Source organism: Rothia sp. ND6WE1A (assembly GCF_001683935.1).
GTDB classification, from domain to species: Bacteria; Actinomycetota; Actinomycetes; order Actinomycetales; family Micrococcaceae; genus Rothia; species Rothia amarae.
This window is the reverse complement of record NZ_LXTU01000027.1, coordinates 21,441-42,088: the sequence shown is the minus strand read 5'-3', so window position 1 is coordinate 42,088 and position 20,648 is coordinate 21,441. Positions and strand designations below refer to the sequence as shown.

The following is a 20,648-nucleotide window of genomic DNA, read 5'->3' as shown; positions in this document are numbered from 1 at the left end:
ATGGTTCGGTTTCGCAAATGGAACTGAACCTCTACTAGACTCAATAGTGGAAGAGACAACTTCCCGAACTCTATTCAAGGAGAAAATCATGGCAGAACGTATCGCCACCATTGCAAGCCGCGTTGGCCTGCACGCACGCCCAGCAGCTATCTTCGCTGAAGCAGCTGGCGACCTGCCCGTTGAGGTCACCATTGCAGCTGAAGGCGAGCCCGCAGACGAGGCTATGGACGCAGCTTCAATCCTCTCACTGATGTCACTCGGTGCTAAGCACGGCGACAAAGTTGTACTTCGTGCAGAAGGCGACGGCGCTGAAGAAGCTCTTGACACCTTGGTCAAGATTCTCGAAACCGATCACGACGCTGAGTAATCACTGAGCCTCACAAGGTTTAAAAGTCCCGCAACCCATCGAAGGGATGCGGGACTTTTTCGTACCCTACTGTGGGGGGCGCCAAAGTATCTTGAGCAATTACTCACGCAACATGTGCTGTATTCATCGCGGTGACCTCGCTAGACTTAGACACCGAAGCAAAAAGTTTGAGAGCGTGGCAATCTCCGCGCATGGAAAAGAAGTTGAGGCTCTTGCGAGAATTTACAGCACGCTTTGCGACCGATGAAGAAATCAGTGCATGGGATGACCACGTTACCGCTAACCCTAATGGCGGTAACCTGCTACAGTCGGCGTCTTTCGCATCGGTGAAGGCTAAGCACGGCTGGAAGCCTCTGCACATGGTTTACGAGGGTACTACCGTTCTTAACGGGGAAGATACACCTTTCAAAAGCTATAACCTCATCCTTGAAAAATCTGTACCTGCACTAGGCAAGGTGTGGTACATGATTAAGGGACCCGACGTGAACAGCGTTGAAGAGATTCCCGCCCTCATGGATGCGAACAAGGAATTTATCGAAGCGAATAAGCTTGGCGTCTTTCTGATTAAGATTGAGCCGGATTTGATTGATAGTGAGCAGAACTCTGCTTTCTTGGCGAAAACCGGTTTGAAGAAGGCTTTCAATATTCAGCCTAATGACTCCACCGCAGTACTTGATACCGACAAGAGCGAAGAAGACGTGCTGAAGTCGCTGAGCTCCCGCGGTCGCAACGCTGTGCGTCGTTCCAAGCGCGAAGGTTGCGAAGTCGAGCGCGTGGAACTGACCGAAGAGAACATGCAGAAAATGTATGCTCTGATGGACACTGTGGGTCAGGGAAATGCCAAGGTAAACCTGCGTTCCTACGACTACTACAAAGACTTCTGGACCACCTTCGAAAAAGCGGGCCAGGGCCGTCTCTACTTCACCTACGAAGACGGCGAACCTTCGGTCGGTGCGTACGTTATTGCCTACGGCGATAAGGGAACCTATAAGGACGGCGGCTCTAAGCCCCGCCGTAAACAGTACGGTGATTCCCACCAGGTTCAGTGGACCGCTTTGACTGATTTGAAGAAGGACTTTGATATTAAGTCTTACGACTTCTGCGGTACTCCGCCTAAGTCAGAGTTGAAGAACAAGGATCACCACTACTACGGTCTGGGACTCTTCAAAACGTCCTTTACCAAGGACGTTATTGATTACGTTGGTGTATGGGATCAGGTTCTTTCACCGGCTAAGTATGAGCTGTGGACTCGTTTCGCTGAGAAGGTTCAGCGCGGACTCTGGGTACGCAAGACCGGTCAGCCTTTCTACTAAAAACTCTCCCGCTAGGGAGCTTCGTTGATGCGGAGGTGTATTGCTTGAGTAATTCTTCAGAGTTGCCTCAGCAGTACCCCTCCGCATCTGCTTTTGAGCCTGCAGAGGCGGCGCTTGGAACTTCTGCCCTTCCTCTCACGCCACAAGATTCCGAACCATCGGTGAACTTTCTTTCTCTGAGTGACAACGGGGAAGCCCCGGTGGAGAGCACCGGCATATTACCGCCGTCCTATCCTTCGGCATCGCCAGAGACTGCCCCCGCCGTGCAGCCGGTTGGCGTTTCTCGTTCTCCGAAGGGCGTGCGCTCTTCTCTGAAATCCCTGGTGAAGGCGGATATAGCGCTGAAGCAACCGGTGCGAGGAGTCGCTCGTCTTTCTCAAAAACAGTTTTCTGCACATATCGCAGAGCAGAACCGGGATCAGCGTATCCGTGAAAAAGAGGAAATCCACCAGATACTCAACTTTGCATTGCGGTTGGCAGAGGCGATGTTCCACTGTGGCGCAGATACGATTGACGTCGATTCGGCGGTGGTTTCGGTCTGCTCTGCTTATGGGTTGGACGACGTCGAAGTGGACATCACCAGCCAGTCGGTGATTATCAATTATGTTTCTGATGTTGACGTAGTCAACGATAAGACTCGCGCTATCGGTCTGGTGACGCCTGATTCACCCGGGGAGAGTGATACAGCAGCCATCGAGAACGAGCGTATTGCCTACACCGTGATGCGTGTGGTGCGTTCGTGGTCTGAAAACTATGCAGAGTTGGAAGATATTTACTGGCTCATTGGCAACATTACGCAACGCAAACTGAGCTGCTCACGAGCTCAGAAACGACTTAATTATCTGGTGAAAGCCCGTAAGCCCTATTCGCCGTTAGTGATGACTTTAGCGCACGTTATGACTGCGGCGTCGTTGACAGTAGGTATTGGTGGCTCTGCACCCGCAGCGCTTATTTCTGGAATTACATTTTCTCTGGTTCATCAGATTAATACGCTGATAGACCGAATGAAGGTGCCGGAGTTCTTTAACATGCTGGTGGGCTCATTGCTAGTTATATTGATGGGACTATACCTGACAGACGAGCAATCTGTGTTGGCTAAAATCGGTGTGCATGTTGAAGCCCAGTTTATTGTGGCTGCGGGAATGTTCATGCTGCTACCTACCTCCCGCATGATTTCTACGGTGCAAGACGCGCTAACGGGTTTTCCTTTGACTGCGGCGGGAAAGTTTGTTTCCGCAGGACTCTCCCTGTTGGGAATAGGCATAGGTCTTTCTTCTGCGGTAGCTCTCTTGCAAGTGTTTGGGCTGGGTACTTTGCAGATTCAAGAGGCTATATTTCATCCGCTCAATAGTTTCAAGAACCTTATTTTTATGGTGCTTGCCTCGGTTTCTATCGGCGTCATTTACTACGCCCGCCGTCAAGCGCTGCTGTGGATTGTGCTGATTTCGACGTGCGGAATTTGCCTCACTAACGTCTACGTGGCGGTTTTGGGGGAGGGCGCAGGGCGCGCTTATGCGATTTTAGGCGCGGTAGTAGTAGGCATGATGAGCACCTATCTTGCTTTTAAACTTCAGGCGCCGGCATCCATGTTCTATGTGCCTTCCCTAACCTTTCTGCTCCCCGGTCTTTCAATGTTTCGCGGTCTTTATCTCTTTACCGTTCAGGGCAACCAGGGGGCAGGTCTTCCCAGCTTGCTAACAGCCGTTACCATTATTTTTGGTATGGCTGCCGGCGTGGTTTTGGGCGGTTTCATTATGCAGTATCTTCTGCAAAAATTTATGAAATCTGAGATGCTAGAAACCATGCCGCTGACCACCATGATGATGGCGGTCAAAAAACACTAGCTCGCATGGTGCAGAAAAATTGTGCAGAAAAAGGGAAAGGGGTTCATGAGCACTCCAAACAAGCAGGGACTACAGCCCACGGGGTACCCTTCAGCTTTTGACAGTTTCTCCGATGAAACCCCTGCCGCAAGTGCATTTGGTGCACCGGCAACTCTTCCCGGTGGGCTTACTCCAGATTCTGCCCAAGTTCCAGCCGCCTTCGTCCAGCAAAGCGAAGAAGAGAGTTCTGAGTCCACCGCCTTTTCAATGGATTCAGCGGAAGACCATTCTGGTTCTTCGCCGGTACTGCAGGAGGCAACGGTAGCACAGGGGCGTTCGCGCTCAATATACACGAGCGCTTTCCCTGCTATTACACCTGATCAGATTGCTGATCCGGCGCTTCGCGCGAAATTCTCTGGCGCGCCTGCTAGGTCATCTGCATCTGCAGAGACGTCGCAGAATGCGTTTGGGACGCCATCCTTAGACTCTGCCACTACATCCTTGCAGCCGACAGTCTACCCCTCGGCATCTCCTCAGACAGCGAGTATTCCGCTACCGGAATATAAACCCAAGCAAGCGGGAAACCGCTCTCGCCTCGGGCAATCGCTGCGCTCGTTTGTTAGCTCCCAACAAAACTTCACTCAACCCCTCCGCGGAGTTGCCAGTGTAGCTCAGCGCCAATTTACTCTTTCAGCCCATAAACGCCACGAGCAGTACGTTCAAGAAAAAGAACAAGCCCGCGAGGTACTTAACTTCACCGTCCGATTAGCGGAAACTATGTTCCACTTCGGCGCAGACACCCGAGATGTTGATTCAGCTATCGTGGCTATCTGTGCTTCCTATGGTTTGGATAATGTTGAGGTGAACGTGACTAACCAGTCCGTCATCGTCAACTATGTGTCTGATCCCGAGCATACGGATACTGCACAAATCGCTGTGGAAGCTAACGGAACGCGAGAGAGATTTAGCCACACGGTAGTGCGTGTGGTGCGTACTCGTTCGGAAAACTATTCTTCCCTAACGGCAATTTACGGTCTGATTCACAGCATCACCGAGAAGGGGCTTTCCCGTCATCAAGCGGAACGGCGGTTAAAGGAAATTAACCGTTCGAGAAAGCTATACTCTCCTCTGGTAATTAACTGCGCAGAGCTCTTGACGATTGGCGGTTTTACGTTGGGCTTGGGTGGTAGCTGGCGAGCTGCCTTGGCCGCGGTGGTAATTGCGGTGGTGGCTGTTACCGGTATGAGTATTGCCTCCAAAATGAGTTTGCCCAGCTTCTTCATGATGGCAATCGGCTCCGGAATCATCACTGCAGGCGCTTTGTGGGTGGGTAGCCAAGGGTCTTTAGCTCAAAATGTGGGGTTTTACGTCTCAAGTCCCCACGTTGTGGCTGGAGGGCTGTTGCTACTCTTACCTACCTCCACCATGGTGTCTTCTGCACAAGACGCTCTCACCGGCTATCCGTTGACGGCTGCGGGAAAGTTCGTGACCACTGCTCTTGATTTTCTGGGGCTAGTCGTGGGCATCGCCATGGCGCTCACGGTGATGAGTTACTTCGATGCGGCAACATTGGATGTTCAACAGGCAGTTTTTGATCCGCCTCCGATATGGCTTTCCCTGGCCGCATTAGGGGTAGGTTCTATGGCAGCGGTTGCAGTATCTCAGGGAACCGTGGCTAACATGCTATGGGTTCTAATAGTTTTTGGTGCCGGACAGATGATTTACTACGGGTTCTCCGCATTAACCCATACGGCGCCCAACACTTTCAATACTGCTTTTGCCGCGTTCGTTGTTGGCGCGTTGAGTGCTTACATCGCCTTCAAAACTCATGCGCCACAAATTTCGTTTTATGTGCCGGGTTTCCTCTTCTTGCTTCCCGGTCTATCGATTTTCCGCGGGCTGTATTCAGTGGTGATTGACCCCAGCCCTATTGCTGGCATGTCGAATCTGGTGGGTGCTTTTTCTACGATTATCGCGATGGCATCGGGAGTGGTTTTAGGGTCTTACATGGTGCACTATCTTTTGGACAAAGTAGTTCGGGCAACTAAAGAGGTAGCGCCCAATTAATAGGTTGCGCTCCCTGCTGTACCAATAACTCATTCACTTTAGAGAACGGACGAGAACCAAAGAACCCTCGCGAGGCGGAAAGTGGAGAAGGATGCGCCGACTCCACGCAAGGGTAGTTCGCTAGCATTTGCCGGCAATTACGAGCGTCGCGCCCCCACAATAGCCCAACCAGAGGTGTGCCGCGCTCAGCAAGAGCTTCGATGGCGCGGGTAGTGATTTTTTCCCAGCCCAGGTTACGGTGCGAGCCGGCTTTTCCAGCTTCTACCGAAAGAACGCGGTTCATCAACATGACACCCTGCTCGCTCCACGCCGAAAGATCGCCGTGGGCAGGAGGCGTAATTCCCAAATCAGCATGAAGTTCTTTATAGATATTTTGGAGCGAGCGAGGGAGCGGGCGTACTTCTGGATGCACGGAAAAAGAGAGCCCCATAGCGTGACCCGGAGTGGGGTAAGGATCCTGACCGATGATTAAAACCTTCACGTCGGCTAGCGGTGCTTGAAAAGCATTGAAAATATCTTGTGCAGGGGGTAGCGTGACCCGTTGCGCTAGATGTTCTTCGCGAAGAAAATTTCCCATAGCGCGAATATTGGATTCGACCGGAGCTAAAGCTTCTGCCCAGTCTGCTGCCATAATTTGATCGAGCGGTTGAGCGGGCATGGTTACTCCTTAGGGGCACATGAAAAATTAATCTGTTTTAAGATTAGGCTATGAATACTAACCGAGGGGAGGGTGCAGAGCATATGGAAGATCTTGGCGCGTCATTGAGCGATGAAAATCAAGCAGGGGCGGAACTGACTGACACCGAACGGTCCATCCTGGCGTTAGAGAAACGACGGTGGAAATACCCCGGTGCCAAAGAACAGGCTATTCTGGCAGAACTTAACCTGGGGCCTATTGCTTATTATCAGAAACTTAATGTACTCATTGATGACCCCCGCGCTATCCGTATCGAGCCCGCACTCACCCGCCGTCTGCGTGAGCACCGCGACTCCTAGACCTGCTGTGTACCCTAGAGAGTAGCAAGATTGACAACGAAAGATTCCCAGTGAACTCATACCCCCGTGACGAATTCGATGACGTTCCCGAAGACTCAGCCCGCCGTGGAGCCTACCGCGGGCAACAAATCGATCAATCCACTTCCCGTGGGGGAACGATTGCCATACTATGCGTGGGTATTTTAGGGCTTCTTCTCGGCGCTGTGATGTTCGTGGTGCAGCCGCGTACGCTTGCCCCCGATGCTCCCAATAACGTTTCGGCGGCAGTGAGCGACCCTGCCTCGGAGAGCTCCAACGAAAGCCAACAAACGCCTAAAGACCCTTCAGAAATAAACGTGAAAATCTATAACGCGGGCACCTATCCCGGTGCAGCTTCTGAAGTTGAACGCGAAATGAAAAAAGCTGGCTATAACGTCACGGCTACATCGAACTGGAAGGGCGAGAGCATCCCCTATTCCATGGTTTACTACGCCAACGGGTTCATTGCAGAAGCTAACACCGTGGCAGATGGTTTGGGTTTCTCTTACTTTGAGGAACAAAAGGACGCGCCTGCCGATATTTCGGTAGTTTTGGGACCAGATTTTGCTGGAATCCCCGAAGGAAGCTTTCAAGAAAATGTGGCTGCTCAGGAAACCGCCACGGCGTCGGCAACTGCAAGCGAGGCTCCGGCGCCCTAGTGCTGGGGAGGCAGGGGAAGCCCTGTGCGCTCACGGCGATTAAGCAGGGGTAGGGGCCGCGAATGTTTGCGCTCGCTCGCTTCAAGTGTCAAGATTGAATTAGCACTCGAGGAGTCTAACTGCTAAATCGTAGTGCTAGGTGTAGCAGTTTCCTTGGGAAATAATTTTGCTTTCAGTAGGTGAGGCGCAACTGGCTCGTGAAGAGCGCGAGTACGGGGCGTCGTCCGTCGCGGGCACCGCTGAGAGAGGTAAGAATTCTCTTAGTCCAGGAGGGATTAAGTAAAAATGGCAAAGCTTATTGCATTTGATGAAGAAGCACGCCGCGGTCTGGAAAAGGGTCTCAACACCCTTGCAGACGCCGTGAAGGTAACCCTTGGCCCTCGCGGTCGCAACGTTGTTTTGGAGAAGGCATGGGGCGCTCCCACCATCACCAACGACGGTGTATCTATCGCTAAGGAAATCGAACTCGAAGATCCTTACGAGAAGATTGGCGCAGAGCTCGTCAAGGAAGTTGCTAAGAAGACTGACGACGTCGCTGGCGACGGCACCACCACCGCAACTGTTTTGGCTCAGGCACTCGTTCGCGAGGGTCTGCGTAACGTGGCAGCTGGTGCTGATCCTCTTTCCCTCAAGCGCGGTATTGAAAAGGCTGTAGAGGCTGTTACCGCTGAGCTTCTTTCTTCCGCTAAGGAAGTTGAAACTGAAGAAGAGATCGCAGCAACCGCATCCATCTCCGCTGGCGATAAGGAAATCGGTAAGCTCATTGCTGAGGCAATGGAGAAGGTCGGTAAAGAAGGCGTGATTACCGTTGAGGAGTCCAACACCTTCGGTCTTGAACTCGAACTCACCGAGGGTATGCGCTTCGACAAGGGCTTTCTTTCCGGTTACTTCGTCACCGATCCTGACCGCCAGGAAGCAGTTCTTGAAGATCCCTACATCTTGATTGTGAACTCCAAGATTTCCAACGTGAAGGATCTTGTTCCTGTTCTTGAGAAGGTCATGCAGTCGGGCAAGCCCCTGTTGATTGTTGCTGAGGACATCGAGGGCGAAGCACTTGCACTGCTCGTGCTCAATAAGATGCGCGGTTCCATCAAGTCGGTTGCTGTAAAGGCTCCCGGCTTCGGTGACCGCCGCAAGGCTCAGATGGCTGATATCGCTATCCTCACCGGTGGCCAGGTTATTACCGAAGAAGTTGGTCTGTCTTTGGATCAGGCAACCATCGATTTGCTGGGTACCGCCCGCAAGGTTGTTGTGACTAAGGACGAAACCACCATCATCGAAGGTGCAGGCGATCAGGCTGCTATCGAGGGTCGTGTAGCTCAGATTCGCGGCGAAATCGCGAACTCTGATTCTGATTACGACCGTGAGAAGCTCCAGGAGCGTTTGGCTAAGCTGGCTGGCGGCGTCGCAGTTCTTAAGGCAGGTGCTGCAACTGAGGTTGAACTCAAGGAACGCAAGCACCGTATTGAGGACGCCGTTCGTAACGCAAAGGCAGCTGTTGAAGAGGGCATCGTAGCCGGCGGTGGCGTTGCTTTGATTCAGGCTGGTGTGAAGGCTCTTGATTCTCTCGAGCTGACCGGCGACGAGGCAACTGGCGCAAACATCGTCAAGGTTGCTATCGACGCTCCTTTGAAGCAGATTGCTCAGAACGCTGGTCTTGAGCCCGGCGTTGTTGTTGATAAGGTTCGCGGTCTGCCTGCAGGTAACGGTTTGAACGCTGCTACCGGCGAGTACGAAGACCTCATGGCTGCAGGCATCAACGATCCTGTGAAGGTAACCCGTTCGGCTCTGCAGAACGCAGCTTCCATCGCTGGTCTGTTCTTGACCACCGAGGCTGTTGTTGCTGACAAGCCTGAGCCTGCCGGCGCTAACCCCGCTGCAGGTATGGATCCCGGCATGGGCGGAATGATGTAATCGAGTTATTCTCGGCAAGAAGAGACCAGCGAGTTTTTCTCGCTGGTTTCTTTCGTTAAAGGTGGGGTCTATAGCCGGGTGTACACTCAAAGCCGGAATATTGCGCAAATTTTATGGGGGTAACGTACCGGTGCAATCGAGTGCAACACCATCTAGACCGCAAGCCTGGTTATGGACTCTGGTGACTTTTGCGTTTCTTTTGCAAACGGCGCTGTATGCGCAGGCGCAGCTGTCATGGCGCTGGCGCCCAGCATTATCGGTGTGGGACTAGCCAGTGTCTTATTAGGTTTTGGGCATCTTATATTTGTGATTGCCTCGCAAGCTTCGGTGCCTCGGTACTCTACTGACGCGACGCTGGACAAAGGGTTTGGGTGGCAGACTGCGGGAATTTCCGCCGGTCAGCTCCTGGGGCCGCTTTTGGGCGGGCTGATTCTAGGCAACAGCAGCGGCGACGAGCGAATGCACCTTATTAATATTTCGCTGTGGGTGGGCGCGGCGTTTGCACTGATTTCTATACCGCTCATGCTCTGGCCGGTGCGTGCGTCGTTACTGGTGAGCGCCATCGTGATTGCGCTGGTTCCATTGACCTTAGAGAATCTCTGGATTTCTGTTCTATCTATGGTGGTCGGTGGTTTCTTTGTAGGAATCGCCCAGCCGCTAACCATGACCATGATTATCAAAGAGGTGCCGGTCAGCTGGCGTTCGCCTGCGCTGGCGGTGCGACTCACTGGAAATCGTTTGGGGCAGGTCTGTATTCCGCTTATTGCCGGTGCTGTAGCAGCACCTTTAGGGCCTGCGGGAGCCATCTGGTTCTGCTGTGTTCTGATCGGAATCTCGGGGGTAGAAAAGTCCGCTCGCTACGCCAAAACGGGTCCCACTTCCGCCGATCGCTGACTCACCCTCAATTTTTTCAGAACTTTAGACTACTTCTTGGGGTTTGCTAGGCGAAACGGGTTTTGAATTATCTCGATACGGTTACACTTTCATGTAATCGCACCTCACATTTCGCTTATCTACAACTGGAGACAATCTTGAAAAACTCATTCCGCTCCCTTTTAGGTGGTGCTGCAACTTTGGCACTGGTTGGAGCTTCGGTACCCGCATACGCAACTACCACAGGTACTACTGGCGATCCTGTCTCTGATACCTGCATCATTAATGGGCCAAAAGCTGAGCACCAGACAGATCAGTCCTGCGTTGCCCTGAAAAAGTTCGCTGAAGAAAACGGCATGGGTAAAGCAGACGGTGCGGGTACTGCACAGGAACCCGGCGTAACGAACGTTTATCGCCTGAGCACTTATCTGTTCACCCAGCACTTTGAAAAGGGCTGGCTGGTGTACTCCATGGACACCGGTGCGGTACATCCGATGAGCGATGAAGTCTATGAATTCTGGACCAATCCCCAGAACAGTGATTTTAGCCGCGAGATTTTCCGCATTGGCCTTCCCGTTGAGTACCGCATGGATTTGTCGAAAGACCCCGCTCATCCAGGCTCTGGAATCACTACTGTTTTTGATAACGGTATGAATGATCACCGGTTCTATCTTCGATTCGATCCTGTCAAGAACCGCGTGATGGACTATGCTGAGAATTTTTCAGGTAAGGGTCTCAGCTGGTCTGACTCAATTACTATTGATGGTCCGTTCTCCAGCCACGCAGATTTAGTCTCTACGGGTCTCAAAGACGCAGGATACGAACCTCACGACGCGGGATATATTGAGACTTCTCTGGCATCTTTCCCTTCATTCAATAATCTGGCGTCTTTGATGGAAAAACATCTGATTGCGCTTCCTGAAGGAACCCCTTGGGTTGTGAATGTGGAAACTACTCAGCTGGATGCAACTAGCAAAGCAGACCGGGAAGATACGCTGGAGAACGCACGATTTGTGGCGCAGCAGCTACACCAGGTTTACCCTAATTCTCATATCGTCTTCCACGGTGTACTGACCGCTGACGATGAGACAGAGATTAACACTTTCAATGCTCAGATGAAGCAGGCAGTTACTGAAGAGGGCGCAAGCTTCGTAGATACCAGTGGCTGGGTTACTCGTTATAACCTCAAGCCTTATATGCAGAGTGATAGCAACATTTTGAACGAAACGGGTGCACAGAAAGTCTCTTACCAGATGAAGTGGGCAATTCGTCACGCTATCGGACAGTAATAAATAGCGGTTCCATATCTGGCTTGAAGAGCATTGCACGGCGCCGTCGTCCCCACCCCTTTCGGGTAGGATGGGGTGCGCTATGCAATGCTCTTATTTTGATGCCCACCTGTGCCGCTCCTGTTCAGCTATGGGCGTGCCCTACGGCCAGCAGCTTCAGGCAAAAGACGACGACGCCCGCGCGCTTCTTCATCCAGATGACTCAGTAAACTGGTTGACTCCTCAATCGTCGGAGGAGAGCAAATTTCGAAATAAAGCAAAAATTGTGATTGCAGGAAGTGTGCTCAATCCCACCTTAGGTATCGTGACACGGGACGGTCAGGGCATTGACCTCTCGGGTTGCGGTCTATATGACCCAACGATTTCTGCCATGATGCCGGTCTTACGAGAACTTATTACGCGGGCGAAACTAACGCCTTACAACATTGCCACCCGCAAAGGTGAGCTAAAAAATATACTGGTCACAGTGTCATCCTCCGGTGAGTCCATGATTCGCTTTGTGGTACGTTCCAAAAAGTTACTCGTGGCCATCCGTGCTGAAATTCCGTGGCTTCAACAGGAAATTGCAGGGCTCAAAGTAGTGACTGTGAATCTTCTCCGTGATCCTGTGGCGCTGGTTGAAGGAGCCGAAGAGATTATTCTGACGGAGCAGCAGACTTTGCCCATGCAGCTAGATCAGCTCACCCTCCACCTTCGTCCGCAAAGTTTCTTTCAGACCAATACGGCGATTGCCAATGCCCTCTATCAGCAGGGACAAGAATGGATTGAGGAAGTTCGACCTGCAAGCGTGTGGGATCTTTACTGTGGCGTGGGCGGATTTGGGCTACATGCTGCGCTCGCATCAACTGCTCAGGTCACCGGAGTAGAACTGAGCGCGGAGGCTATTGAGAGCGGACGGCGAACCGCCCAGGATCTTGGCATACGTACTATTAATTTTCATGCTGAGGACGCCACGGCATTCGCTCTCAGTACCAGAGACGACTACCCCGACGTCCTCGTTGTGAATCCGCCGAGGAGGGGCATCGGTAAGGAGTTGACCGACTGGATTGAAAGTTCCTCCATCCAAACGGTCATTTATTCCAGCTGCAACGCCCGCTCCCTTGCTCGTGACATGGAGCGTATGCCTTCTTACTGTTTGCGCGCGGCGAGGGTCTTAGATATGTTTCCCCAGACCTCTCATTATGAGGTTATTACGCTACTTCAGCGCGACGTAGAGCCCCGTTAGGAAGAAGGCACTGCGTTTCTACAGACCGGATCATCTTTGAGTAGGTCTTTTTCGAGAACGTAGTAGGAGGACGCATCTGCCCGACGAGCGAAGCGGCTCAGAATCGGCCATTTAACTTTTTCTTTGCTCTTGGTGACAAAACCAAGTTGGTGGTAGAAAGCCAGCATCTTCTGGTAGTGCTCGGGTAACTCGACGACCAACTGAGTCTTTCCTAGCTCACCCGCTAGTTGCGAGGCGTCGCGAACCATTTGACTGCCAATGCCCTGCCCCTGAAAATCTGGGGAGACGACGAGTGCCTCAATGTGGAATGTCTCCGGTGTCAGCTTAATCTCCACTCTTTTGTAGCAAATAAAAGCAAGCCATTTTCGGAAACTTGAAAAGACGCCAAAATGTCGAGTAAAAAACCGGAAAGTGAAGTTCAAGGCGTGGGGGAAATCCTGGGTCTCAAAGAGCGCTACGCCAACGAGTTTTCCTTGTCGAGTTACCAGAAGAAGATTATCTTCGCTGATTCCTTCTGCGATAAGGGCTACACATGCTTGTGAATCCGAGGAATGTAGCCACAGATGATGTACTTTACTCATGTGAGTTTGATAAATGAGTTGGGCGATATCGAGGCGAGTATCGGGTGTGATGCTGTTCATAAAGTTTTCTCGGAATAAGATGAATAAAAGGTATCTACTAGTCAGAGTAGAAAAATTTGTTTCATTAATGCAATAAACATTTGCGGTTGAGCCCGTGGAATAAGCAACAGAAAAGGGGTAATATGTCCCTTAAATAGTTAGCAAGGGAGAACTCTTTGAGAGCTCGCAATCATGCGGATCGCCGTGTTCGAAAAACACAGAATGCTTTGTATCTAGCCCTCGCGGAAATAATGCGAGAAAAAAATCTTTCATCCATCACAGTCAGTGAACTTGCGGAAAAAGCGGATATTCACCGAGCCACTTTTTACTCTCATTACACCGACATCGACGAACTTTTTGAACAGATCCAAGAAAATACTTTTTACGAAATAGAGCAAATTTTCGCTCCCGATCCAGTTCTAGGCAAAAATATGAATTCCGATGAAATCTTCGGAAAACTCATTGCTTTTGTCTATGAAAATAAAGAAGTTCTTCGCATGTTTTTAGTGGAAGCTAACGCACGCGTCTTCTACCAAAAGCTGGGCGAAATCGTTGAAGAGATGTACCTCGATATCTTCTGGCAAGAAGTTAAGAACCTTAAAACAGAAGAAAACATTAAGTTCCTCGCCAAATACCACATCCAAGGTTGCCTGGCAGTTATCAGCGCCTGGGCAGAAGACGATTACCGGGAGTCCCCCGAGAAAATCGGATCCACCCTTGCCAAGATCGATGCCCACTACGACCGCTTCATGTTTAGCCTCTTCGTCTAAATAAGAATGAAATCGTAGTGAGCAACGCTCAACAAAAACAACGAACGATTTACAGCTGCCCGGCAGCGTAGGCTACCTGACCTGCGTGCTGGGCAGCGTCGTCAATCATGGATACCAGCCGCGCACCGCGGGTTACCGGCGGATCCCAGCGAGTATCAATGACCTCATCCAAATCTTCGGGCGAAAGACTGCTTACATAATCTACGTAAGCAGCTTCGGCCGCCTTGACGTACTCCACCAGTAGCTCTTTATCTTCAATGACGAGCGAACGGGCCTCTTCGGAGCTATGGCCGTAGCCCACTGAATCACCGATCTCACCGAGGTTAAAGCGTTCGCGGAACCCCTGGGTTTTCCAGACTTCCTGACCCCCAAGATGCTCTACCTGCACATCAATCTCTCTGCCAATATGCCAAACCAGCCATGCAATCGAATTATCGTGCCCTGCGGGGTGCGCATTCAACTGTTCGGCTGAGAGACCTTCTAACGCGCGGGTAATTGCTGCTGTAGGACGGGAGATAGCATCGGCTAATAAATCTGCTAGATTCACTGTTTTCTCCTTGATGTAAGTAGAGATACTTTCACTTTATCTTTGAGCAAGAATAATTCAAGAGTAAAATAACGCTTTGAACCTAGCGTTGACGAAAGAAGAAGATCCTGCACACCCCCGACTTCTCTGAGTTTCTATTTACTCGAAACGGCCGTACGCTCACCGTCTCCGGTGAGCTTTTTCGCGTACGCGAAGAGAACGCCTTAGAGGTCGCGCAACGTCAAGGAACCGGCGTCGTCGGGCTTGTACCTTTCGACCCGCAGGCACAGCCTTACCTCGTGGTGCCAGAACGGTGGGAGAAAACACCTACGCCCCAGCGCCCCGTGCATAAGTTGCCTCAGCCCTCTTTGCTGGAGGGTATAGATAACCCCGGCTACAGACAGGCGGTGGCAACCGCCGTCCAAAAGCTCAACGACGGTGAATTGGACAAAGTAGTGCTAGCCCGCTTACTACATGCTAAGTATGAGGGGCAAACACTGGACCCCGAGACGGTTTACACTAATCTTCTAGCTCAGCAGCCCCGCGCATTCGTTTTCTCCGCTAAGCTCCCCGGGAGCGATCGCTACCTTATGGGGGCTTCCCCCGAGCTTGTCTTTCACAGCGAAGACGGGGCATTCACAACTCACCCTCTCGCGGGCACAGTCTCCCGCACTGCCCTTGCAGGAAGCACTGATGACGCTCAGCTCGGGGAGGCACTTCTCCGTTCCGCTAAAGACCGGGCAGAGCACGCTACGGTGGTCGACGATATCCGTCACCGGCTAGAATCTCTCACCGAAGAACTTCACGTACCTGCCGTTCCTTCGCTGATGGCTACCCCGCAATTGTGGCACTTGGGAACTAAAATTTGGGGAAAATTACGCCCGGGCATGAGCTCCTTGGACGGGGCACGCGCTATCCACCCCACCCCGGCAATTTGCGGATTTCCAACAGAGTCTGCTCTCGACCTCATCCAGCAACTAGAAAATTTCAATCGCGGTTTCTTCGGTGGCCTGGTGGGCTGGATGGACGCGCAGGGCAACGGCGAATGGGCACTTGTACTTCGATGCGCCGAAGTCAGCGAAACTCAGGCTACGCTTTTTGCTGGAGCAGGAATCGTTAAGGGGTCAACACCTGAAAGTGAGCATGCTGAAACCGCTAACAAGCTTGGCTCTTTTGGCAAAGCACTAGGAATCGATACCACCGCCATCGCTCTCTAACGAGGTTCTAACACTCGCTTTATTTCCACAGGGGTAGTAACTGCGTGGAGAGATACAGGCTGGGGACGGTCCAAAGCCACTGCAATAAAATATTCTCCCTGTACCAACCAGGTGAGATAAAATAGCTTGTTTTCTGCTTCGCCCCGCTGAAAAACAGCCGTAGTAGTGAAACCCGAGACTTCATCTATCGAACGGGGAAAATCGTCCATGGAACAGCGCACACTGTTTAAGCCTGCCGGTAAACCTGCGCCGACTGCTTTGAGTACCGCTTGCTTGCCGGTCCAGAGCATCAACCGAATCATCTGCGCGGTTTCTTGAGGCTCCCCTTTAAGTGCTGCCGTTTCCTCTTGAGTGAGCGAAATCCGATCGTAAGTATCAAAAAAACTACCGCGCAACCGCTCGACGTCCACTCCCAATTGGGTGGCGTCTTCGAGCGCCATATCTTCAGCGATGAAAACCCCCACCGCTAGACCGGGAGTGCGCGCCATATTAAAATTAATACCCTCTATACGAGGCTTTCCGTGTTCTCCATCTGCCGTACACAAAAGGCACGAGCGGTGAACGGGAATTTCTGCCGCTTGCGTAGGGCGCACACCTAAAGCTGTAGCGGCAATAACTCTCATCAGCGAGTGCTGTGCTGCAAAATGTAACGCATCATCTGCTTGACGGAATTCGGCTGCTTGCATCTGTTCAGCTAACCCTACATACGAAAGCCAAGTAATCCCGTGCCCTGAACGCAGTATGCTGGTGGGAACCGCAAAGAGGTGGGCCGTAGTAGCTGAATCAGAACTCATAGTTGTTATAGTATCGGCTCTCACCTCTGAATCACTGATAGAAATCTTTCGCTGAGCACTTTGCCGATCTCAGCGCAAACACTTTAAAGTAGGTTAATAATGACTTCCGAAATTATCGCTGCTGCAGACGGCTCTGCCCTGGGCAACCCAGGTCCTGCAGGGTGGGCATGGTATGTCAACGACGAATGCTGGGGAGCAGGCGGGTGGAAATACGGAACGAACAACATGGGCGAGCTAAAGGCTGTGCTAGAACTGCTCAAATCCACCGACCACGTTGCCGACCGCCCCTTGAAAATCCTCTGCGATTCGAAGTACACCATTGACTCACTGACCAAATGGAGGCACGGATGGAAGAAAAAAGGGTGGAAGAAGGCTGACGGCAAACCTGTTCTCAACCTAGATCTCTTCAAAGAGTTAGATGCTGCTTTGGTAGGACGAAAGTGCACTTTTGAGTGGGTCAAAGGTCACGCTGGACATCCCATGAATGAAGCCGCCGACGAGCGAGCACGCGCTGCCGCAACAGCGTATCGAGACGGCAAAACTCCGGCGCAGGGACCCGGGTTCACTCTTGGTGAGCCGGTGGAGAAGAAAACATCAGAGGCAGTTTCCCCGTCTCTATCTCATGTTGTCGAGAACGCTCCATCTACGATGGCAGATAGTTCTTGCGCCGCGGCTGTTGACTCAGAAAAAAATCTCTGGGAAGAAGGCGTTTTTTCTGATGAATCGACAGTACGGAGAATCCTTAGCGAAGACTTCACCTGGGTAACTCCGGCGGGGAAAATCATTAATCGAGATACAGTTATTCAGTTTCGTCTCAATGCCTTTCAAAGCGTGGAGGAGCCCGAAATTATTGCCACCCAGAGCTTGGGCCCCGATGCTGCCCATATTCTTTCAACGGTGCAGACCCCTCGCGCGAACGTGATGCGCACTAGCCTGTGGAAACGCACAGGAGGAGAGTGGCGCCTGGAATTTCGACAGGAAACTGCAATCCCACCGGCACGGTAGGTAAAAGGAGAGACGAGAACCCGCCTCGTCTCTCCTTCTCCTCTTGGCTAGCCTACGAACATTGCAGCGTTTGCACTTTCGGTATCTGCGTAGTTCACACCTGCACGCGAGAGAGCCTGATTGATCTGTGCGATTGATTCTTCCACCTGACTCTGAGTTGCTCGCCAATTACTCAGTACGCCCTGGAAATTGACGGACGCCGCGCCCGTCCACGAACCTTCAAGATCTTGAAGAGAAGCAGTGAGTGCATTGACCTCTGAGGCAATACTCTCTACCTGGGCGCGAGCAGTAGCGCTCTTGGACGCAATAATTTCTGAATCGACAACGAACTGTGCCATGAGTTTTCTCCTTGAAGTAGGCCGTAGAAGCAATCAATATGAAGGTGAACAGCTAAGTGCTGTTCATATTTTCTACGCTAGAAGAAAATGGCGAGTGTGACCGAGAAATAAAAAATCTGTGGATAACCCGCCCCAGAAAGCCGGGGTAGAAAAGTTATCCACAGACCTCTGGTACCCGGTTTCTAAACCGAGATGAAGAAAAGAGCTTAGGCGCGAAGCGAACCGGTAGAAGAGGGAACCTCAGTCTGCAACGGGAAATCCAGGGAGAACGTAGCTCCGCCGCCGGGCGTCTCTAATACCTCAACTGTGCCTTCATGTTGCTGCACGATTCCTGCCACGATGGACAGCCCTAGACCCGTTCCGCCTGTCTCTCGGGTGCGCGATGAGTCGGCGCGGTAGAAGCGTTCAAACACTTTTTGTTTTTCGTCCCCGTGAATGCCAGGGCCGTGGTCGCGAACCTGAATGCGGGAGATTTGCTGACCACTTTCAGAAACATCGCTACCCACCGCAATTTCCAGTGGAGTTCCAGCGGGGGTATAACGAATGGCATTGGTCATGAGATTAGCTATCACCTGGCGGATGCGCGACTCATCACCCACAATCGGTGCCGAGCCTGGTTCTTCATCGTCTTGTAAGCCAACTACTACAACCTCACGGTCAGGAGCGGTGGCGAACGCGTCTTGGGCGGCATCGATGGCTATATTGAGCAAATCGAGAGGCTTGTTTTCAGCTTCCCGGCGCTCATCGATTCGCGCTAAGGTCAGCAAATCTTCAATCAGCTGACCCATGCGTTTTGACTCTGCTTCAATACGGCTCATTGCGGTAGCCACTGCCTCATCAGTTTGCAGCGCTCCTTGGCGGTACAGCTCTGAATAACCGCGAATAGATACCAGGGGAGTGCGGAGTTCATGGGACGCATCGCCTACAAAACGGCGCATTTTGACTTCGGAGTTTTTCTGAACTTCAAAGGCTTTTTCAATATGCGAGAGCATCGTATTGAGAGAAGAAGACAGCCTACCAATCTCAGTGTATGGGTTGTACTTATCCATGCGCTGAGAGAGATCGCCGGCGGCAATTCGCGCCGCAGTCTGCTCCACTCGTGCAAGAGGCTCAAAGGCACGCGTGACCATCACCCAACTCATAGCGATAGAGGCAAAGAGAGTCGCCAAACCAAAAGCGAGGGTGAGGATAGCAACGAGAGCAACGACCGCGTTGGTCTGGTTCAGAGGAGTGGCAATAATAACCGAATAGTCGGTGCCATCAGCATTGAACGGCATAATGCGCCATTGCGAGGTGCTGTCCGTAGAATCCACCGTGAACGCCTTGGCGGAATACTTATCTACTTTCGCAGCGTCCCAACCACTGATATTGGGGGCAACATTGTTGTTGGAAATACTGGTGATTGAATTGACTACTTTGCCGTCAGAATCTAGTAAATAAGCCTGAAACCGCATCAGAGGACCGGTGGTAGGAAGCTGATTGCCATCGACCATATAGTCGGTCAGCATCTGAGCGTTGGACTTCATCTCCTCGTCCAACTGCTGAACCATTTGCCCGCGTAGAGCAGAAATCGCCACTAACGACGTTACAGAAATAGCTAAAGCTAAGAGAAAAGCTGTTAAAAGAACCAGCTGAGTGCGCAATGAAAGCGCCCCCAGCTGGCCAATTTTTTGACGAATCCTGGTCACGTTACTCCATTGATATGGTGATCCGAACTCACGGAAAGTCGCTAGAAGTTCGAAAGGAACTTTTTACTTTGAGGTGCGTAAGAGATAACCCACACCGCGTTTGGTGTGGATAAGCGGTGTCTGATCCGGCATGTTATCAATCTTGCGGCGCAGGTAAGAGATGTAAGACTCAACAATGGAAGCATCGCCGTTGAAGTCGTATTCCCACACGTGATCGAGAATCTGTGCTTTGGAAAGTACCCGGTTGGGGTTAAGCATCAGATAGCGCAACAGCTTGAATTCGGTGGGGGAGAGATCGATTTCGCGGTCCCCACGGAATACTTCGTGGGCGTCGTCATCCAACACCAAATCGCCTACCCTCAGACGGGAATCATCCAGCTCGGACTGCTGGGTGCGGCGTAGCACAGCGCGGATACGGGCTACTACCTCGTCCAGGCTAAAAGGCTTTGTGACGTAGTCATCACCGCCGACGGTGAGACCGGTGACTTTGTCTTCGGTGTCATCTTTTGCCGTCAAGAAGAGAACGGGAAAGAGACGACCTGCGCTACGGAGTTTGCGAACCACAGTGAAGCCGTCGAGGTCAGGCATCATGACATCAAGAACCGCAAGGTCGGGGTTTTCTGTCTCTGCCTTCTCCAGTGCTTCACGACCGTTAGCTGCGGTAACGACCTCAAACCCTGCGAACCGCAAGGACGTTGCGAGAAGTTCGAGGATGTTGGGCTCATCGTCTACAACGAGTAACTTTGCTTCAGGCTGATTAGTATTCACAACTGATATTTTGCCAACCTATTCTGTGTACTAGCTGAATTAAAAGCTGAAGAATCCTGGAGTTAGCTGAAGGGGATGCGGCCAGCGGAAGGCTCTTAGCCTGAACTGTTAGGTGGTTTTGCGGCGCACTATTAAAAGAATCAACGAGGTCAGCATCAGAAGAAAAGCGATGGGCAACAGAATCATAGTAAGCCAGGTTAAAACATAAGGCGGATTGAGTTGTGCCCAGGTCATCAGCAACATAGCGACGCCGGCGAGGATAGAAATTGCCGCAAGTACACCACCTATGATGGCTAGACCGCAGACAGGCCCATCAAAGCGGGGCGAAGTTGTTTTCTCGTTCATTCCTTTAAGCTATCAATCTTTATCCTCCGAACA

The 20,648-nt window shown here is 51.7% G+C and carries 21 protein-coding genes; 13 read left to right on the top strand and 8 right to left on the bottom strand.

From position 1 onward, the window contains the following. Positions 1-88: 88 nt before the first annotated feature. The 4 genes from A7E48_RS03045 to A7E48_RS03030 all read left to right on the top strand — a co-directional run bounded on the left by A7E48_RS03045 (position 89) and on the right by A7E48_RS03030 (position 5,570). A complete protein-coding gene (locus A7E48_RS03045; RefSeq protein ID WP_068169273.1) occupies positions 89-367 on the top strand; it encodes an HPr family phosphocarrier protein in 279 nt (92 codons plus the stop codon). Positions 368-579: 212 nt separating this feature from the next. Next, positions 580-1,680: a peptidoglycan bridge formation glycyltransferase FemA/FemB family protein gene (locus tag A7E48_RS03040; RefSeq protein WP_068169331.1), complete on the top strand. Its 1,101-nt coding sequence runs from the start codon at positions 580-582 to the stop codon at positions 1,678-1,680. 44 nt (positions 1,681-1,724) lie between these two features. Beyond that, a complete protein-coding gene (locus A7E48_RS03035; protein WP_068169271.1) occupies positions 1,725-3,524 on the top strand; it encodes a threonine/serine exporter ThrE family protein in 1,800 nt (599 codons plus the stop codon). A 45-nt stretch (positions 3,525-3,569) separates the two neighbouring features. Then, on the top strand, positions 3,570-5,570 hold the full coding sequence (locus tag A7E48_RS03030) for a threonine/serine exporter ThrE family protein (protein ID WP_141669359.1): 2,001 nt from the start codon (positions 3,570-3,572) through the stop codon (positions 5,568-5,570). Here the strand turns inward: A7E48_RS03030 and A7E48_RS03025 are convergent. Further along, complete coding sequence (locus A7E48_RS03025) at positions 5,548-6,228, bottom strand: uracil-DNA glycosylase (RefSeq protein ID WP_068169264.1); 681 nt, start codon at positions 6,226-6,228, stop codon at positions 5,548-5,550. The two genes, A7E48_RS03030 and A7E48_RS03025, sit on opposite strands and share 23 nt — an antisense overlap. Before the next feature lie 50 nt (positions 6,229-6,278). Here A7E48_RS03025 and A7E48_RS03020 point away from each other — a divergent pair, with 50 nt between their 5' ends. From A7E48_RS03020 to rlmC, 6 genes are all read left to right on the top strand, one after another. After that, positions 6,279-6,566 carry a DUF3263 domain-containing protein gene (locus A7E48_RS03020; RefSeq protein ID WP_233125952.1) on the top strand — a complete coding sequence of 96 codons (288 nt, stop codon included), beginning with the start codon at positions 6,279-6,281 and terminating at the stop codon, positions 6,564-6,566. Between the two features lie 50 nt (positions 6,567-6,616). Next, positions 6,617-7,243 carry a LytR C-terminal domain-containing protein gene (locus A7E48_RS03015; protein ID WP_068169261.1) on the top strand — a complete coding sequence of 209 codons (627 nt, stop codon included), beginning with the start codon at positions 6,617-6,619 and terminating at the stop codon, positions 7,241-7,243. A 285-nt stretch (positions 7,244-7,528) separates the two neighbouring features. Further along, positions 7,529-9,157: a chaperonin GroEL gene (groL, locus tag A7E48_RS03010; protein WP_068169257.1), complete on the top strand. Its 1,629-nt coding sequence runs from the start codon at positions 7,529-7,531 to the stop codon at positions 9,155-9,157. Positions 9,158-9,328: 171 nt separating this feature from the next. Then, positions 9,329-10,051 (top strand): MFS transporter, encoded by a 723-nt coding sequence (locus tag A7E48_RS03005; protein ID WP_068169255.1) that lies wholly within the window; start codon positions 9,329-9,331, stop codon positions 10,049-10,051. A gap of 137 nt (positions 10,052-10,188) precedes the next feature. Beyond that, positions 10,189-11,319: an SGNH/GDSL hydrolase family protein gene (locus tag A7E48_RS03000; protein ID WP_068169250.1), complete on the top strand. Its 1,131-nt coding sequence runs from the start codon at positions 10,189-10,191 to the stop codon at positions 11,317-11,319. 82 nt (positions 11,320-11,401) lie between these two features. Further along, on the top strand, positions 11,402-12,544 hold the full coding sequence (rlmC, locus tag A7E48_RS02995) for a 23S rRNA (uracil(747)-C(5))-methyltransferase RlmC (RefSeq protein ID WP_068169248.1): 1,143 nt from the start codon (positions 11,402-11,404) through the stop codon (positions 12,542-12,544). On the opposite strand, the gene A7E48_RS02990 is transcribed toward rlmC, so the two are convergent. Continuing rightward, positions 12,541-13,185 (bottom strand): GNAT family N-acetyltransferase, encoded by a 645-nt coding sequence (locus A7E48_RS02990; protein WP_068169244.1) that lies wholly within the window; start codon positions 13,183-13,185, stop codon positions 12,541-12,543. The two genes, rlmC and A7E48_RS02990, sit on opposite strands and share 4 nt — an antisense overlap. A gap of 155 nt (positions 13,186-13,340) precedes the next feature. On the opposite strand from A7E48_RS02990, the gene A7E48_RS02985 reads away from it, so the two are divergent. Next, the gene (locus A7E48_RS02985; RefSeq protein ID WP_068169241.1) at positions 13,341-13,934 is read left to right on the top strand and encodes a TetR/AcrR family transcriptional regulator; all 594 of its coding nucleotides are present in this window, start codon (positions 13,341-13,343) and stop codon (positions 13,932-13,934) included. A gap of 49 nt (positions 13,935-13,983) precedes the next feature. Here the strand turns inward: A7E48_RS02985 and A7E48_RS02980 are convergent, their stop codons facing one another. Next, on the bottom strand, positions 13,984-14,481 hold the full coding sequence (locus tag A7E48_RS02980; RefSeq protein WP_068169239.1) for a DinB family protein: 498 nt from the start codon (positions 14,479-14,481) through the stop codon (positions 13,984-13,986). Between the two features lie 281 nt (positions 14,482-14,762). Here A7E48_RS02980 and A7E48_RS02975 point away from each other — a divergent pair, with 281 nt between their 5' ends. Next, complete coding sequence (locus A7E48_RS02975; RefSeq protein ID WP_233125950.1) at positions 14,763-15,677, top strand: isochorismate synthase MenF; 915 nt, start codon at positions 14,763-14,765, stop codon at positions 15,675-15,677. On the opposite strand, the gene A7E48_RS02970 is transcribed toward A7E48_RS02975, so the two are convergent. Continuing rightward, a complete protein-coding gene (locus tag A7E48_RS02970; RefSeq protein ID WP_068169232.1) occupies positions 15,674-16,471 on the bottom strand; it encodes a 4'-phosphopantetheinyl transferase superfamily protein in 798 nt (265 codons plus the stop codon). The two genes, A7E48_RS02975 and A7E48_RS02970, sit on opposite strands and share 4 nt — an antisense overlap. Before the next feature lie 99 nt (positions 16,472-16,570). Here A7E48_RS02970 and A7E48_RS02965 point away from each other — a divergent pair, with 99 nt between their 5' ends. Next, on the top strand, positions 16,571-17,476 hold the full coding sequence (locus A7E48_RS02965; RefSeq protein WP_068169228.1) for an RNase H family protein: 906 nt from the start codon (positions 16,571-16,573) through the stop codon (positions 17,474-17,476). Between the two features lie 47 nt (positions 17,477-17,523). On the opposite strand, the gene A7E48_RS02960 is transcribed toward A7E48_RS02965, so the two are convergent. The 4 genes from A7E48_RS02960 to A7E48_RS02945 all read right to left on the bottom strand — a co-directional run bounded on the left by A7E48_RS02960 (position 17,524) and on the right by A7E48_RS02945 (position 20,615). Then, the gene (locus A7E48_RS02960; protein ID WP_068169223.1) at positions 17,524-17,814 is read right to left on the bottom strand and encodes a WXG100 family type VII secretion target; all 291 of its coding nucleotides are present in this window, start codon (positions 17,812-17,814) and stop codon (positions 17,524-17,526) included. Positions 17,815-18,020: 206 nt separating this feature from the next. Next, positions 18,021-19,502 (bottom strand): cell wall metabolism sensor histidine kinase WalK, encoded by a 1,482-nt coding sequence (locus A7E48_RS02955; RefSeq protein ID WP_068169221.1) that lies wholly within the window; start codon positions 19,500-19,502, stop codon positions 18,021-18,023. Positions 19,503-19,565: 63 nt separating this feature from the next. Next, entirely contained in the window at positions 19,566-20,270 is a 705-nt protein-coding gene (locus A7E48_RS02950) for a response regulator transcription factor (protein WP_369796753.1), read from the bottom strand. 108 nt (positions 20,271-20,378) lie between these two features. Further along, positions 20,379-20,615: a hypothetical protein gene (locus A7E48_RS02945; protein ID WP_068169217.1), complete on the bottom strand. Its 237-nt coding sequence runs from the start codon at positions 20,613-20,615 to the stop codon at positions 20,379-20,381. Between the last annotated feature and the right edge of the window lie 33 nt (positions 20,616-20,648).